13 protein-coding genes are annotated in these 15973 nt (G+C 45.0%); 3 read left to right on the top strand and 10 right to left on the bottom strand.

Annotated elements, in window-relative coordinates; genetic code table 11:
- Positions 1-3 precede the first annotated feature (3 nt).
- The 5 genes from AAA946_RS06595 to AAA946_RS06575 form a co-directional block, all read right to left on the bottom strand.
- The gene (locus tag AAA946_RS06595) at positions 4-1422 is read right to left on the bottom strand and encodes an SLC13 family permease (RefSeq protein ID WP_338164146.1); all 1419 of its coding nucleotides are present in this window, start codon (positions 1420-1422) and stop codon (positions 4-6) included.
- 1069 nt (positions 1423-2491) lie between these two features.
- Positions 2492-3511: a YcjF family protein gene (locus AAA946_RS06590; RefSeq protein WP_338164145.1), complete on the bottom strand. Its 1020-nt coding sequence runs from the start codon at positions 3509-3511 to the stop codon at positions 2492-2494.
- Positions 3508-4881 carry a YcjX family protein gene (locus AAA946_RS06585; RefSeq protein ID WP_338164144.1) on the bottom strand — a complete coding sequence of 458 codons (1374 nt, stop codon included), beginning with the start codon at positions 4879-4881 and terminating at the stop codon, positions 3508-3510. Before AAA946_RS06585 ends, AAA946_RS06590 begins: the two co-directional genes overlap by 4 nt.
- Before the next feature lie 119 nt (positions 4882-5000).
- Positions 5001-5186 carry a hypothetical protein gene (locus AAA946_RS06580; protein ID WP_042477374.1) on the bottom strand — a complete coding sequence of 62 codons (186 nt, stop codon included), beginning with the start codon at positions 5184-5186 and terminating at the stop codon, positions 5001-5003.
- 154 nt (positions 5187-5340) lie between these two features.
- Complete coding sequence (locus AAA946_RS06575) at positions 5341-6861, bottom strand: fumarate hydratase (RefSeq protein WP_338164143.1); 1521 nt, start codon at positions 6859-6861, stop codon at positions 5341-5343.
- A 205-nt stretch (positions 6862-7066) separates the two neighbouring features.
- Between AAA946_RS06575 and pabB the strand changes: the two genes are divergently transcribed.
- Positions 7067-8473: an aminodeoxychorismate synthase component I gene (gene pabB, locus AAA946_RS06570; protein WP_338164142.1), complete on the top strand. Its 1407-nt coding sequence runs from the start codon at positions 7067-7069 to the stop codon at positions 8471-8473.
- Here pabB and AAA946_RS06565 read toward each other — a convergent pair.
- From AAA946_RS06565 to AAA946_RS06550, 4 genes are all read right to left on the bottom strand, one after another.
- Complete coding sequence (locus AAA946_RS06565) at positions 8459-10165, bottom strand: ATP-binding protein (protein ID WP_338164141.1); 1707 nt, start codon at positions 10163-10165, stop codon at positions 8459-8461. The genes pabB and AAA946_RS06565 overlap by 15 nt on opposite strands.
- A 7-nt stretch (positions 10166-10172) precedes the next feature.
- Positions 10173-10712 (bottom strand): heme NO-binding domain-containing protein, encoded by a 540-nt coding sequence (locus tag AAA946_RS06560; RefSeq protein ID WP_338164140.1) that lies wholly within the window; start codon positions 10710-10712, stop codon positions 10173-10175.
- Positions 10713-10878: 166 nt separating this feature from the next.
- Positions 10879-11835 carry a hypothetical protein gene (locus AAA946_RS06555; RefSeq protein WP_338164139.1) on the bottom strand — a complete coding sequence of 319 codons (957 nt, stop codon included), beginning with the start codon at positions 11833-11835 and terminating at the stop codon, positions 10879-10881.
- 31 nt (positions 11836-11866) lie between these two features.
- Positions 11867-13828: an EAL domain-containing protein gene (locus AAA946_RS06550; RefSeq protein WP_338164138.1), complete on the bottom strand. Its 1962-nt coding sequence runs from the start codon at positions 13826-13828 to the stop codon at positions 11867-11869.
- 164 nt (positions 13829-13992) lie between these two features.
- Here AAA946_RS06550 and AAA946_RS06545 point away from each other — a divergent pair, with 164 nt between their 5' ends.
- Positions 13993-14334, top strand: a complete 342-nt coding sequence (locus AAA946_RS06545) for a hypothetical protein (protein WP_338164137.1) — start codon at positions 13993-13995, stop codon at positions 14332-14334.
- Positions 14335-14484: 150 nt separating this feature from the next.
- The gene (locus AAA946_RS06540; RefSeq protein WP_338164136.1) at positions 14485-14901 is read left to right on the top strand and encodes a hypothetical protein; all 417 of its coding nucleotides are present in this window, start codon (positions 14485-14487) and stop codon (positions 14899-14901) included.
- A gap of 76 nt (positions 14902-14977) precedes the next feature.
- On the opposite strand, the gene AAA946_RS06535 is transcribed toward AAA946_RS06540, so the two are convergent.
- Complete coding sequence (locus AAA946_RS06535) at positions 14978-15850, bottom strand: sigma-70 family RNA polymerase sigma factor (protein ID WP_338164135.1); 873 nt, start codon at positions 15848-15850, stop codon at positions 14978-14980.
- Between the last annotated feature and the right edge of the window lie 123 nt (positions 15851-15973).

The raw sequence follows: 15973 nt of genomic DNA, 5'->3' as shown, positions 1-15973 counted from the left end.
CACCTACCCTATATGTCCAACCGCATGCAGTAGCCACACTAAGACAAAGCTCAGCAAGACGCCCACCACACCTAAGATCACGCCAACACGCGCCATCTGACTGCTCTGAACATGGCCTGTTGCATGAGCAAGGGCGTTTGGCGGCGTACTGATTGGTAGAGACATACCCAGTGAAGCCGCAAAGGTAACCACAAGAATGAGTGTTAGCTCTCCTCCCAATGGCGTAAGAGACGTCATTGAGGTACCTAATGCCGCCATAATTGGCATCAGCAAGTTTGCCGTTGCCGTATGGGACATAAAGTTCGCCATAAGCAAACATAGGAATGCAGCGCCAAATAGCACGACATAAGGAGAGAATTCATCAAACGGAATACTGTGAACAACAAGACGTGCAAGCCCTGTTTTATCAAGTGCGAGACCCAAAGCGATACCACCTGATACCAACCAAAGTACATCCCACGATATCTTCTTAAGATCTTCTTTATTGATAATGCCAGTCAGCGAGAAGATAGCGACGGGAATAAGCGCAACCGTGTATGAATTCATACCGTGTGTTGAGCCCATTAGCCAAAGGATAATGGTCAAAGCAAACGTAATGTACACCATGATGGCTTTTGGAGTTTTTAAGAACTTACCTTTAATCGACAGCTCGATTTTCTTTTGATCTGCACTGTATAAAAAATTAATCAGCATCCAAGCCAGCGCCATCATTACGACCACAAAAGGCACACCAAACGCCATCCACTCACCAAAGCTGATGTAGTTATCACCTACCAGATATTTAAGTGCGATGGCATTAGGCGGAGTGCCAATTGGTGTACCGATACCGCCAATGTTGGCTGCGACTGGAATGCATAGCGCAAACGCAATTCGTCCAGGGTCTTTTGGGCCAAATACGGCAATCACCGGAGTAAGAATCGATAGCATCATCGCAGTGGTCGCGGTGTTCGACATGAACATAGAGAAAACGCCGGTGATTAGCATCAATCCCAGCATCACAAAGCGCGGATCGCTACCAAATGGCTTGAGTAATACCCGAGCTAAGTTAACGTCCAAACGATACTTGGTCGCCGCCATAGCAAGGAAAAAACCACCCAAAAACAGCATGATGATCGGGCTTGCAAACGTTGCCATGATTTCATTGTAATTAAGAAGTTCACCAAAATGCGGCTGCCCCTCCCCTGCTCTAAACAGATATACCCCTTTATTCGATACCAACAAAAGTTCAAGAACAATGATGACAACGGAAGTGGCGTAGATGGGGATTGGCTCGAAAACCCAACATAGCGCAGCCAATAAGAATATGGCGATAACGCGCTGTTGGACTATGGTCAATCCTTCGAAGGGAAATGCGGATAATGGTAGAAGTAGTACGATCAATGGGATCGATATCGGAATGATATACTTCAGATATTTTTGCATGATACTGCTCGTCCTGAGAATAGATTACTGTGAGCAGTATCACGCCGCTATGCCAGTTTGGACTAGCGTAGGATCAAAGTTTCCTCATAAATATCGTCAAGTTTCTTGGAATGTGATTTGAGTATCAATTTAGCTCTAGTTGTATTAATCATTCGTCTACTTTGAACAAACAACGTCATCCCCTTGTAAAAGGGGATCTCATACAACGTTTAAAAAGCCAGATTGGTATAACACTTCGCTGTCTACCAATTAGTCGTGCGCTTTAGGAGATCCTCGATTTCTCGAGGATGACGTCTGTTAACGTTTCGCGCCTTCGATAACAACGTCATCCCCTTGAAAAAGGGGATCTCAAACAACGCATGGAAAGCCCAATTGGTATAACACTTCGCTGTCTACCAATTAGTCGTGCGCTTTAGGAGATCCTCGATTTCTCGAGGATGACGTCTGTTAACGTTTCGCGCCTTCGATAACAACGTCATCCCCTTGAAAAAGGGGATCTCAAACAACGCATGGAAAGCCCAATTGGTATAACACTTCGCTGTCTACCAATTAGTCGTGCGCTTTAGGAGATCCTCGATTTCTCGAGGATGACGTCTGTTAACGTTTCGCGCCTTCGATAACAACGTCATCCCCTTGAAAAAGGGGATCTCAAACAACGCATGGAAAGCCCAATTGGTATAACACTTCGCTGTCTACCAATTAGTCGTGCGCTTTAGGAGATCCTCGATTTCTCGAGGATGACGTCTGTTAACGTTTCGCGCCTTCGATAACAACGTCATCCCCTTGAAAAAGGGGATCTCAAACAACGCATGGAAAGCCCAATTGGTATAACACTTCACTGTCTATCAATTAGTCGTGCGCTTTAGGAGATCCTCGATTTCTCGAGGGTGACGTCTGTTAACGTTTCGCGCCTTCGATAACAACGTCATCCCCTTGAAAAAGGGGATCTCAAACAACGCGTGGAAAGCCCAATTGGTATAACGCTTCACTGTCTACCAGTTAGTCGTGCGCTTTAGGAGTTCCTCGATTTCTCGAGGCTGACGCACTTAAGCGGAATGTAGGGGATGAATTAGCTCAATTTGTTTTTTAGGCTTTCGACCACGGACTTTCTGATTGAGCCAAGTCGCGGTGTCTGTTCCTGCTTAAACGGGATTGGACGCATCAAGCTGATGGTCTTCAACCCCAAACGAGCCGTCACCAAACCCACACCTAAACCTTGCCCCGCACGGGCTGACAGTTTTTCTGCCAAGTTCATCGACAATATGTCAGCACTTGATTCAATCGCCAGCTCACTTGCACCTGCAATCGCAATATTGACCAGCACTAACTTAAATAGCTTCAAGCGAGACCAGTAGCCGAGCTCAACACCATAAATCTCGGAGATATTGTCAATCATTCGGAAATTGCGCCATGCGATTAGGAGCATGTCGGCGATAGCAAGTGGGCTTAGTGCCACCAAAATCGCCGCTTCACCTGACAGCTTAGATACCGATGCCATCGCCTTCTTGTCCTGCTCTGTCAGCACCATAGATTGATACATATCGAGCACTTCCGCATCGCTGTGGGCACTGTGCACGCTATTTTGCCAGCGGTCAAAAGCAGGATGCTCCGCAGGTATAGATGCCTCATGCGCGAGCTTTTGACAAAACTTTTCGCCTTTGCCTACCGCGTCATTATCCAGTAACGCTTGCGCCTCTTCTTGGACTGAAAAATGATTCTTTAATTTACGAAGTTTGAATAGCTCTTTACCAAATGCACCAATCCCCATGACAGCAACGCCAGTCACTAACGCTGACCAGCCAAGGGATAGATAGTCGCCTGTCGTCGCAGCGGTAACCACGTTATCTATCGCCTGCCAGCCCACTAGACCGGCAAATGCGGTCAGGAATGTTGTCGCTATCCAGCCTTTCTTACTGCTACCGCGGATGGTTTTTTCAAGCTTTGTATCATTCTCGTCTTCAACAGCCACCTGCTCAACCGGTACAAAGGTTTGCTCAGGCTCAAACAGCTTTTGGCTGTTCATGTCTAATGTTGGCTCCGCATTAGACAAATCTTCATCAAAGACTTTTCTGTTTTTCAAATCACTCATCGAAGTTTGTCTCCAATTAAATACTGCATCGCTTTATCGAGGCGAATATGACCGCATGGCGCATCTTGTGCACTCACTAAGGGTCTGAATGAGGTAAACTCAAACCCGCTTTGCTGCCAAAAATCGGGCTTCGGCAGTCTTGCCGGTACATCACCGGGATAGAGCGTTAGTGTCTGGTTATCCAATGTCGTGCCGCGCAAAGCGGGAGAGCTGTTGCTGCCATTTCCGACAAAACCCGCTTCCGTTGCCTGAATCGATGCGACGCTCATGCAGCTCATTTCAATATTTTCAAATGCCGTTTCTTGCCATGCTGGGTGAACCATCTGCTGTAATAGGCTGACCAAATTACCGTGTTGATTCGGTGTCACATGGTCTGCTTTGGTGGCGGCAAACAAAATTTTGTCGATGCGCGACGCAAACAAACGCCTTAACAAATTTGATTGCCCATACCGGAAGCTCTTCATGATCTGCTGAAGCGCTTGCTTCATATCATTGAACGCTTCGTCACCCGCCATCAAAGGCTGCAGGCAATCCACCAGCACTATTTGGCGGTCGAAGGTAGCAAAGTGCTCTTTGTAAAACTGCTTAACGACTTTGGTTTGATACTCTTCGTAGCGGCGCTTAAGCATGGCATAACCGCTATTTTTGTCTGATTTATCTGCCAACGGCTTGCACGGGAAAAACTGCAGCACAGGCGCCCCCGCAAGCTCTCCTGGTAACACAAAGCGACCGGGTTGCACCCAATGAAGCCCACGATCTTTACAAGCAAACAGATAGTCAGTGAAGGCCTGAGAGATCTCAGCAATCACTTTTTCGTTGGCTTCTGCTTTACCATCAAACGCATCTAATGCTGCAAGCCAACTTTGGGCGCACTCACTACGAATGCCGGACAGGTTAGCAAACTGCAGCTCACTCCACTCTTCAAAAGAGAGATCGAGTAGGGGCAAGTCCAGCAGCCACTCTCCTGGATAGTCAATAACATCAATATAGAGAGTCGATGTTTTACTTAATAAACGCTTAGCGCCCTTCGCAGGCTTATATTTCAGCGCCAAGCGAATTTCACTCACATCACGCGTCGGCTGCGGCCACTCAGGTGGCTCAGCGTGCAGCTGCGCCATGGCAACATCATAAGCAAAGCGCGGTACCATTAAATTAGACTGAGGAACGCGTTTAGCGCCAACAAGTCGGCCATCTCGAGCGCACTCTAGCAATGGTAAGTTATCGTGAGTAGAAGTATGAAGTAGCTGGTTCACCAAAGAGGTGATAAACGCTGTCTTGCCCGCTCGCGAAAGACCTGTAACAGCGATTCGAACATGAGAATCTAGGCTTCGATGCAACAAATCTGAGACTTCTTGACCAATGCGGTTCATTCAACTTACTCCGATACAAATAACAAGGAACAGTATGCACTATACGAGATTAACCAAACATGAACAAAAAACCCCTGATATTATTCAGGGGTTTAGAGTTCTTGAAACGCTATCAAATGTTAGTCGTCTTCAATGAGCTTATAGATAACAAATAGCGCAATCTCAAGCAGCACAGTCAACACACACGCCATGGTGACGTACTTTTCGTTGAAGATGCTGATCCCGTGTAAAATCAAGTCATAGCCAACAAAGAAACCCACTACTAGCAGTACTGCGATTTGTAATATTTGTATAAATCGAGGCATTTCGCACTCTCCTTGGTTCTTTTTCTTTGAGTATATACCCTAATTGCCTCAAGATGCCAAAAAGCTACTTGGGTATATGTCTGAACTAATTATAAAAAAATAGAGATAAAAAAAAGTGAGTATGTCTTCACACACTCACTTTTTTGAACTCAAACTAGGATGCGTTTTCCGCTTCCGCGATTTTCACTTTCCACGTATCTGGACCAATTTGGTGAGCATTCGCTCCGCTTGAATCCACCGCGACAGTGACTGGCATGTCTTCGACTTCAAACTCGTAAATCGCTTCCATACCCAAATCTTCAAATGCGACAACTTTGGCTTTCTTGATTGCTTTCGCGACCAAGTAAGCAGCACCACCGACCGCCATTAGGTACACAGCTTTGTGTTCCTTGATTGACTCAATCGCTGCTGGACCACGCTCGGCTTTACCAATCATACCGGTTAGACCCGTTTCAGACAGCATCATGTCCGTGAACTTATCCATACGCGTCGATGTTGTCGGACCCGCTGGACCTACAGCTTCATCGCCGACTGCATCAACAGGGCCCACGTAGTAAATGAACTTGCCTTTAAAGTCGACACCTTCAGGTAGACCTTCACCACTTTCTAGCATGCCCTGAATGCGTTTATGCGCCGCATCACGACCTGTCAGAATTTTACCTGTTAACAGCAGTGTTTCACCCGTTTTCCACTCTTGAACGTCTTCTTTAGTGATTTCGTCAAGGTTTACACGACGGGTGTTTTCGCCCGCTTCCCACGTGATCTCTGGCCACTCTTCAAGTTTTGGCGGCGTCAGCTCAGCCGGGCCCGAACCATCAAGAGTAAAGTGAACGTGACGTGTTGCCGCACAATTTGGAATCATACACACAGGCTTTGACGCCGCGTGTGTTGGCGCTGTCTTGATTTTCACATCAACAACCGTCGTCAGACCGCCAAGACCTTGTGCACCGATACCGAGTTTGTTCACTCGGTTGAAGATGTCGAGACGAAGCTCTTCTTCCGCATTCTGTGGGCCGCGATCGATAAGCTCTTGAATATCGATATTCTCCATTAGGGATTCTTTTGCCAGTACCGCCGCTTTTTCTGCCGTACCGCCAATACCAATGCCAAGCATGCCAGGTGGACACCAACCAGCACCCATTGTTGGCAATGTTTTCTCTACCCATTCAGCAATATCGTCTGATGGGTTTAACATCACCATCTTGGTTTTATTTTCAGAACCGCCGCCTTTAGCCGCAATTTGGATTTCGACTTTATCGCCTGGCACCATGTTGATGTGCACTACCGCAGGCGTATTGTCTTTGGTGTTGATGCGCTTGCCCGCAGGATCTTTAAGAACCGATGCACGAAGCGGGTTGTCTGGGTTGGTGTAACCTTGACGAACACCTTCATCAATCATCTCTTGTACGGTAAGGTCACTGTCCCACTGAACATTCATACCAATATTCACGAAACAGGTTACGATACCCGTATCTTGGCAAATAGGTCTGTGGCCTTCTGCCGACATGCGAGAGTTAATTAAGATTTGAGCGATAGCGTCTTTCGCCGCTTGGCTCTCTTCCTTTTGATAAGCTTTGTCTAGGGCTTGAACAAAATCGAGGGGATGGTAATACGAGATGTATTGCAATGCATCAGCGACGGAGCTGATCACATCTTCTTTACGAATAACCGCCATTGAATACCTCTTTATAATTTTAGCTTCCAGGAGGTCGCACTATTTAGCCTATCGACGCTTATCCGTCTGTCCAAAAACAGCAATAAGCGAGTAACTACTATGAGTATAGCGCTAGGCAATACTCACTTTAACCGTAGTTTTTTCAGGGCTAAATGTCCGACTTTTTGTTGTGAAAATATGATACTCTTGCTTTCCACTATGCGCCATGAGTGCGACAACGTTTCTGTCACAGTTTAAGCAAATGAACAAAAAAGAAAGCCAATCTATTCAATTCGTTGACCTGCCATACCAGCCAGATTTAGCCAAGCAATACTTTACGACTATCGAACAGCTACCGTGGGCGATGTTGTTAAAATCATCGACACTAGAGCATGAGAATAATCGATTCGATATTTTGGTCGCTAATCCCATTGCAACGGTGCAAACCTTTGGTAATCAATCAAAAATTGACTGTGATGGAGAAGAGCAGACCAGTCAGGACGATCCGTTCACACTCATTGATCGCTTAATCGATGCAAAACTCGGGCGCTCTATCATCGAAACTGAGTGGCCGTTTGTTGGCGGTGCTCTAGGTTATTTTTCGTATGACCTTGGTAGGCGAGTTGAACGCATTCCTGCCATAGCAAGCCATGATATTGCCGCTCCTGATATGGCTGTGGGTATTTACAGCTGGGCACTAATGGTTGACCACCAACAGCAAAAAGCGGTGATTGTAGGGAGTGAACCACACAGGCACCTTAATTGGCTGCAGAGCCAGAAAATGCAAGCTCAACCGCCGTTCAAGCTAACAACACCTTGGCAGTCAAACATGACCCAAACGGGCTACCAACAACGTTTCAACGCTGTGAAAGAGTACCTGGCTGCCGGTGACAGCTACCAGATTAATCTCGCGCAGCGACATTGCGCTAAATATGTGGGCAGTGAATGGCACGCTTTCGAAGTGCTCGATGAACATAACCAAGCGCCATTTAGCGCATTTATTCGTACCGAAGACAGCGCGATCATTAGCATCTCACCTGAGCGCTTCCTACAGCTGCATAACCGCATCATTGAAACCAAGCCAATCAAAGGGACTAGGCCAAGGTTTAGTGACTCGATTCAAGACCAGAACAGCGCTCTTGATCTTGCCAATGCACCAAAAGATCAGGCAGAAAATTTGATGATTGTCGACTTATTAAGAAATGACATTGGTCGAGTGGCAAAACCTGGTTCGGTAAAAGTGCCCAAGCTATTTGAGATTGAAAGCTTTCCTGCCGTGCATCACTTAGTAAGCACAGTAACGGGCGAGCTAGACAGTCAATATCAAGCGACCGATTTATTGCGAGCTTGCTTTCCTGGTGGTTCGATCACCGGAGCGCCAAAAATACGAGCGATGGAAATTATCGAAGAGCTTGAGCCACACCGACGTAGCGTATACTGCGGCAGTATCGGCTATATCAGCGCACACGGCGTAATGGATACCAGCATTACAATTCGAACGCTTATTGCGACTCAAGGGGAAATTTATGCCTGGGCTGGCGGCGGTATTGTGGCTGACAGTCACTGTGAAGATGAGTACCAAGAGACCTACCATAAACTAGGCAAAATACTGCCTATTCTAGATAGCCTCTAACCCGAAATTTGGCCCCCACTTAGCGAGTGTTTGAGTCAGATCCTTTGCGGTGTAGGGTTTGGAAAGTATGTCATCCATGCCTACATCGTAGCAGTTTTGCCGCTCTTCCGTCGTGGTGCCCGCAGTAAGCGCCACGATTGGCTTAAGATACTTAGCACTGCGCAGACGCTTGGTTGCTTCAAAACCGTCCATCACCGGCATGCGACAATCCATGAAAATAATATCGTACTGTTGCTTGCTGGCATGCTCAACGGCTTCCAGTCCATTCACGGCTAGGTCTGGCGAAATACCCAGCTTACTTAACATTTGGGTGATAATGACTTGGTTCATCTTGATGTCATCTACCACTAAAATTTTCAAAGAAGAAAAGTCCGGTTCTTGACTATTCTCAGCCTGTACCGTTTTGGCTTCAGCTTGAAGCATTTCAGTTTTCAGCGGCAAAAACACATGAAATGTCGTCCCCTCACCTAGCTTGCTCTCCAGAGAAATATCCCCCCCCATCAACTCCACTAATCGACGACAGATAGCCAAGCCTAACCCGGTGCCTTCATAATTTCGTGAACTGGATCGATCCGCCTGAGTAAAGGGTTGAAATAGCTTCTTTTGCGCAGCCTCACTTATACCTATTCCAGTATCCGTCACCGCCACTAGAATGCCATTCACGCTGTTTTCAACTCGCACTCCCACTTTACCTTTGTCGGTAAACTTAATTGCATTACCAATCAAGTTAACGAAAATTTGGGTGATACGTTCTAAATCGCCTTTAATCTGCTGATTATCGAGATTTTGCGTTTCAATCGTAAATCCAATCTGTTTCTCTTGCGCTTTGTGTTCAAAGATACTGTTTAACGTCGACTCTAAAGTGCTCCAACTGAAGGTAGATTCAATCAACTCCAACATACCGGCATCAATTTTACTGAAGTCGAGCAAATCATTAATGATAGCCCGTAGCAACTGACCTGATTGACTAAGGTTGTGGTGCAGGTCTTTTTGAGCCTCAGACAACCCAGTGTCCGCTAGCAGCTCAACGCTTCCAAGTAAGCCATTTAACGGGGTGCGAAGCTCATGGTTAATCATGGCTAAGAACTCTCTTGTAGAGCGCTCGGATGCTTCTGCACGCTCCTTGGATTCAACCAATCTTTGGTTGATGACTTGACGGTTGATTGAGCTTGCGAGCAGATCACAAACTAACGACATCTGGCTGTTAACAAAGTCCATATCGAAAGTTGTTTCGATCACTACCAACTCAAGCTTACCAATGACTTTTTGCTCTAACTCTATAGATATACAAGATGTCGTACATTTCTCAGAGACAACGAGTTGAGTGTATTTTGGGGTCTGATAGTGAGTTTGGGTGAGTGTCGGCAATAACACATTAGGCAATACAATAGAGCAAGCAACATCACCAGCCACACCTGCCAACTGATTCACCAACTCAATCATAAGGACATCATCTAAGTTAGCGCGCAAAAAGGTCCTGCCGAAATGAATCAGTATCCGCTCTATTTTCTGCTGAAATTCAAGCCGCTTGAAACTCGCTTCCGAGCGCGCCTCTGTTTGTTTTAGCGCAACCTCTAACTGCTGATTTGCATTAAAAAGCTCGAGACTCTTTTGTTCAAGTAAGCTCTCTGCTGCTTTTCTAGCCGCTATTTCACGTTTAAGTTTTCGCTCAATCGCTGAACTGCTTGGCATACTACCCTCAAACCAACGTGAGGCTAAATCTTACAATACTGTTGTCGTCCGTTTGTGGCACCATCTCTACTTTGAGTTTCTCTCCAAAATGCTCAGCACACCCTTCGATAAGACCTAAACAAACATGTGACATACAACGCGCACTTTGATAATCCATCACCATTTCAGTCTCTGATTCGCTAATAAAGTGAAATTTAGGAGGTTCGGCATCGGAGTACAGTTTTTTCACTTCCACGTGAATATAGTCTTCAACATGGCGAATAAACTGAAAAGTCGAACGACTATTTCCAATACTGGCACTTCCAGGAATCGACGCTAAAAGAGTTTTGAATACGGTTTGTCCAAAGACTTGCTGTAATGTTGCTGGGTCAATTTCTGTCTTCTTACTTAAATTGACAATGAGCTTCACAAGATCTTTATGATCATAACTGCCCACGGCGGTGTAGATCCCCTCATCATTGGACATTTCAAGCACTTCATCTAGGACGTCCAGACCAAACTTTTCCTCAACCAACTCCATGAATTCAGTAAATATAATTCCTTTCATTCATCTTCTCCGTGTCAGTGAAACGCACTAGGTGGGATATTTAATGGGACACTCTAAAGTATTAGGACAATTATTTAGTGTTTTCCATATATTGTTAATTATCAATTAATAAGCGCACCCAATTTTTTCCTCTCTTTAAGCGAGGAGCACTGTAAAGATCACGACGTTAGAGTTGGGTATTTGCTTGGGGTCGATTCTCTTTTGCCTTTACTAGACTTGCACTGCTCGCTACAACTATCCCCGTCGCTACATGTTCTACTCCATCACAGATAGAATACACAAAACTTCTTTGTGTCGATGGGGCAGCTTTACCCAGCAGGTCAATGAAAGAACCATCTGCTTGAGGTAGCAAAAGCTGACGGTGCTCCAAGCAAAACACCGAGTCCACAAAGGCAATAGGGCTCGCCACTGAGGGCGTTAGCTGGGTGAGTTCTTTTTGTTCAATGCAGTTGATTTCAGATGAGAGACTTACCCTGGAAGGTAAAAGATTTGAAAAGTGAGAAAGGTCAAGGCAGATCGATAATCTGAAGGCAGTTTTAGACCTCGCGCTCTGAAATGACAATATTAACTGACACAACTCAGAACGCGGCGGAGTGGAGATCTGGTTGGGGTACACCAATAAATAACGAGGAGTAACATCACAACAGTACCCTGCTTCTATCGAATGCACTCCGACAAAATCAAGCTTCTCGTTATTCGCTACACTTTGGGATGCGCTGCGGCATAAGTTATCTAGCGGAATCATCGCAGTGCCGTCACTGAGCATTGAGTAGCCAACAAAATCGTTTTTAAGAGTGCTGTTCTGAGTGTCTATACACGGCAACTCTAAGTGAGCGGGTATGACCATCACTTTATCCGTTTCAATGGGGCATAAGACTTGAAGCACCGCTGAACCTACTCTGCACTTTAAGACAAGAGTCTGCTCATCTTCTTGATGGTTGTAATAGGCGTAAAAGCCATTACCAAAGTCCTTAAAAATACCCTGCGAGTTTTCGCAAACCACTTGGTCTGGCTCAATCGCGTCTAATCCTTTGGCACAACTTTGTAAAAATTCTAGGGTAAACAATAGCGTGTCACATGACAGGCGCAACAGAAATTGTCCTTGCTGTTCTCCACTTTTCATATGTGTCTCCTCAGACTGAACATGTAGAGCACTAATAAACATGTTCACTGCCTGCAAGGCGCTGCTTAAGCTGCTTCGCGGTCATCGGCCGATAAAAATGGTAACCCTGTACGTAATCCACATCAATGAGCTTTAAAGTTTCCAGCTCTTGCGAATTCTCGACCCCCTCTGCTACAACTTTAATATTTAGGTCGTGGGACAGTTGCCTTAGCATATTGACCGCAAAGAATTTCTGCTTAATTTGGTGGATATTGGTAATAAATTTTCGGTCGATTTTCAATTCATCAAAATGAAAATCACTAAAATAGGAAAACGAAGAGTTACCAGTGCCAAAATCATCAACCGCGATTTTTACCCCAGAGGCACGAATGTGCTCCAATAAATTCGAGTTGTTGATATTGTTTTCAAAGTACGAAGTCTCTGTGATTTCTATAGTGACGTCTTCGTTAGCAATCGGAGATTGATCAATGTAGCTAAAAAGCTCTTCAAGGTGGCGCGATTCAGTGTCAGCTATCGAACAATTTAGCGATAGTGCTAACTTTTGCTCCAGCTCTGAATCAAGTTTGAGAAATTCTTTAATGGCTTTTTCTGCAACAATCATGTCGATGGTATTGATCATCTTGAGATCTTCCGCGAGGTGAATCATCTCTTGCACACAATAATCTACCTCTTCAATTTGGAAACGGCACAGCGCCTCTAACTTTACTACTTGGTGCGACTTTGTATCGACTATAGGCTGAAAATGCACATCAATCCGCTTGTTCTGAAGCGCTTCTAACAATAAGTTCTCCAGTTTTCGGCGACGTATACTCGCTTGAACTAACACCTCATCGTAAAAATTTACACTGCTAGATTTTGAATCATGAACGAACATGGCTTGAACCGACTGAGAGATCACTTCGTCCATACCACATTGATTGAAACCCTGCAGCGCGACACCAATTTGTCCATCTGATATATCATTGATTAAGTGGTCGTCTAGGTACTTACTCAAGCCAGAAAAAAACTGCTTAATACACATACTGATTGTTGTTACGTCCTCTACATCATCCTCTCGTATCCTAAGTAACACGACGAAGGTATTCCTTCCGATATAACCGAAGCTGTCAGCATGATGAAAGGACTGAAGTGCTGCATACACTTTTTGGCGAGACTCCACCTCTAGCTCACTGTAAAAATGAGGACGCAAACTAACGACAATAAACTTGCCCCCGGTAGCAGAGAGTTGTCTTGCATTGTCTCGAAATGCAACCTCATCCATCTCATCTAGATTAGGAATGTTCGTAGCGCCTGAAGTTTGAGTTCGTGTTGGATTGCGGTGCTCACCTAAAAAGCTGTAGATAAAGAAGCCGTGCTCATGACCAACTTCAATTCGTTTGATTTGCACCACCTCTAAAGTAGAACGTGAGTTCTTACCATTAGTAATCATGGCACCACGCCATTTCGCTTCACGTGTTATACGCCATTGAAACGCTTCGATATGCCGCTTATCACTGTGGAACAATCCAACGTCACTGATATTCTTGCCTAGTAAAGCGAGTGAAGACACGCAATGATCTCGACATAACTTCTCATTAGTAAACAAAATCTTGTGCTGACTATCTGTGATCAAAATGCCTCTCACTGGGTCATCTAAAACATGCTCCAGAAGCTCAGTGCAGGCTATCTTTGAAACTGTGTTCGAAAGCTCTGTGACACAGCCTTTAACCTGATTGTCAATGACCAAATAGATTTCAAACTTTACCAAGAGCAAATCGCCCGTTGTCGTCTCCAACGGAATAGGTATAGCGGCAGGCGCTCCATCAAACTGAACATCGCGAATCAGGGTAAGGATGTGATTCACACTATCAATTGAAGGTGGATTTAAATGAGACTGATGAGTATCAAAATGCAGAATCTTTTGCCAAAACTCGCCCTTTGACACTTCAGTTGTAATGTCATGCAGATGTTCCGACCAGAACAACTTCTCTGCTTCAGCCTGTTTCGCTAGCATGCCGATCTCTCTTTGAATTATTAGCCAACTACCATGTGCTCGAGTTTCTTTTTCGCACAAAAACAAACTAGAAGAAGCCTATCTAATTTCAAGTCGATATTTACTTGAATACACCACATCACATTCTAGATTATTGTCATATTGTTTCATGCCTGGAGGGCGTTATGGATTACGTGTATGTCGATGACATTTACGATGATGTGTATCGCACCCCTCCTCCTATTGATAGGGAGCTGCAACGAGGAGATGTACCAGAGGAGGAGTTTGAGATCAGGGAAGTTCTTGACTGCTGGTATCAGACTGGGTTTTTACCATTTACCGAAGTACGCATTGGCCACATCAGCTTTTGGGAACAAGTCGATGAATTTAAGCGCCTAACTAAAACCTTAACTTTGTTAATACGATGCCGAGCATATCAAAGCGCTGTGAAGCGTATTACTTCCCAATGGCGAGTTGAGTCACTCGAATTTCGATACATTCACTATCTACTTCGTAAAGTAAGTTAAGTGTAACTTGCCTATATCTATACAGTGGTTTACAACATCTATACAGTGGTTCACAACCGTAATAGAGCTGCGATTAAAATTAAAACCATCAATAGCGGTTTAACTTAACGTGTGGTATTTTTTTAACGTCGTCACTGATAAACATCTTATATGTACAAATACGTCAAAGACAAGCTCGACTACCACTACAGTCAAACGGTGCCTAACGATCACATCCTAGGTGAACATGAGATACCGGAAGAAGAAGTTGAAATCAGAGAAATGATCGAAGCCTGGTATGTCAGTGGCTACAAACCATTGTTCGGAAAAGATGCAGCTTTCGAGCAGTCCTGCTGTTCTCACTCTCTCGCAAACATTGCAGGCAACTGGGAGTTACAATCAAAACAGCAAAAAACGGTTAGGCTGCAACAGCTTGAAAAAACGCTGGTCAAGATTTGTCGTCATCGCGTCTATTTTGCCGCCCTAACTCGCTTTTTATCCGGTTTTCAAACATCGGAAGTCAAGCGGCGTTTATCTGTTCTGCTTTTAGAAGCCGAGTCATTACACTCCAAACCAAAGCACCACTAAGCGGCCAATCTATACTGTTAACGACACTTCAGTATCCTAATTAGTAAAGTGCTTGGCTCTTAGATAAATTATTTAACTACCCCATTACCCAGCCATCAAATTTCAGTTTGTTCTGAAGCTTAGTCACACCCTCTTGCTGTAACTGGCGTACTCGTTCTTTTGAGAGGCCGTACATCTCACCCAAGCAATCTAGCGTCAACACTTCTTTGCCGAACAAACCAAACCTATGGATAACAATGTCACGATATTTTTCAGGCAGTGACAATACTACTTTTTCGAGACTTTTCAGCAACATTTCGTCATGACAGGTATCGTACGGCTCCGGTATAGCGTCAGAACGACAGGTGTCCAAGCTCTGGAACTCTTTATCCGTCGTATCGACTGAAGCACTAGATTCGATAAAACCACTCATATGGATGAGTTCACTTACATGGCGCTGTGAAGTTGACGTTTGCTCTGCAATTTCTTTAACCGAAGGCGCTCGCTTTAACGCCGAACGCATTTCGTTGGTTTGACGGGAAAGCCGATTAATTTCTTTGATGATGTGAACAGGCAAACGAACCGTTCTGCCAGTGTTCATTAAGGAAGACTCTATACTCTCTCGGATCCACCATACTGCGTAGGTGCTGAACCGAAATCCTTTTTCAGGCTCAAACTTGTCAATTGCCTTTATCAAACCTAAATTCCCTTCCTCAATAAGGTCGAGAATGGTGTGATTGTTTAATCCGCGCTTTGTGTAGCCTCTGGCTATTTTTACCACAAGTCGAAGATTAGATTCGATCAGCACATCCCTCGCGGCTTTGTCACCACGCCTGGCAAGAGTTGCATAGTGGTATTCTTGTTCCGGAGTTAGCAAATCAATACCGACGACGTCTTGGATATACTTAGAGTAGAAATCAACATTGCTGTCTAGACCGTCAGTCTTTGCGCTTTCAATCCTTGTACTCATTGTGATCTCCCTTTCTCATTATCAGCCCTGCTAACGTTTTGTGGTGATTAGCGCGAACTTTTGAGGTGCGTCGCAAGATCAAGCGTAGTCGTGTTTATGCTATGCATCAAAATTTACTTCATA

It is taken from the genome of Vibrio sp. 10N (assembly GCF_036245475.1).
GTDB lineage: Bacteria > Pseudomonadota > Gammaproteobacteria > Enterobacterales > Vibrionaceae > Vibrio.
This window is presented reverse-complemented; position numbering and strand designations above follow the sequence as displayed.

Bases quoted from the DNA above. Each gene is read 5' to 3' on its own strand.
- AAA946_RS06595 (WP_338164146.1), bottom strand. From the start codon at position 1,422: ATGCAAAAATATCTGAAGTATATCATTCCGATATCGATCCCATTGATC.
- AAA946_RS06590 (WP_338164145.1), bottom strand. From the start codon at position 3,511: ATGAGTGATTTGAAAAACAGAAAAGTCTTTGATGAAGATTTGTCTAAT.
- AAA946_RS06585 (WP_338164144.1), bottom strand. From the start codon at position 4,881: ATGAACCGCATTGGTCAAGAAGTCTCAGATTTGTTGCATCGAAGCCTA.
- AAA946_RS06580 (WP_042477374.1), bottom strand. From the start codon at position 5,186: ATGCCTCGATTTATACAAATATTACAAATCGCAGTACTGCTAGTAGTG.
- AAA946_RS06575 (WP_338164143.1), bottom strand. From the start codon at position 6,861: ATGGCGGTTATTCGTAAAGAAGATGTGATCAGCTCCGTCGCTGATGCA.
- pabB (WP_338164142.1), top strand. From the start codon at position 7,067: ATGAGTGCGACAACGTTTCTGTCACAGTTTAAGCAAATGAACAAAAAA.
- AAA946_RS06565 (WP_338164141.1), bottom strand. From the start codon at position 10,165: ATGCCAAGCAGTTCAGCGATTGAGCGAAAACTTAAACGTGAAATAGCG.
- AAA946_RS06560 (WP_338164140.1), bottom strand. From the start codon at position 10,712: ATGAAAGGAATTATATTTACTGAATTCATGGAGTTGGTTGAGGAAAAG.
- AAA946_RS06555 (WP_338164139.1), bottom strand. From the start codon at position 11,835: ATGAAAAGTGGAGAACAGCAAGGACAATTTCTGTTGCGCCTGTCATGT.
- AAA946_RS06550 (WP_338164138.1), bottom strand. From the start codon at position 13,828: ATGCTAGCGAAACAGGCTGAAGCAGAGAAGTTGTTCTGGTCGGAACAT.
- AAA946_RS06545 (WP_338164137.1), top strand. From the start codon at position 13,993: ATGGATTACGTGTATGTCGATGACATTTACGATGATGTGTATCGCACC.
- AAA946_RS06540 (WP_338164136.1), top strand. From the start codon at position 14,485: ATGTACAAATACGTCAAAGACAAGCTCGACTACCACTACAGTCAAACG.
- AAA946_RS06535 (WP_338164135.1), bottom strand. From the start codon at position 15,850: ATGAGTACAAGGATTGAAAGCGCAAAGACTGACGGTCTAGACAGCAAT.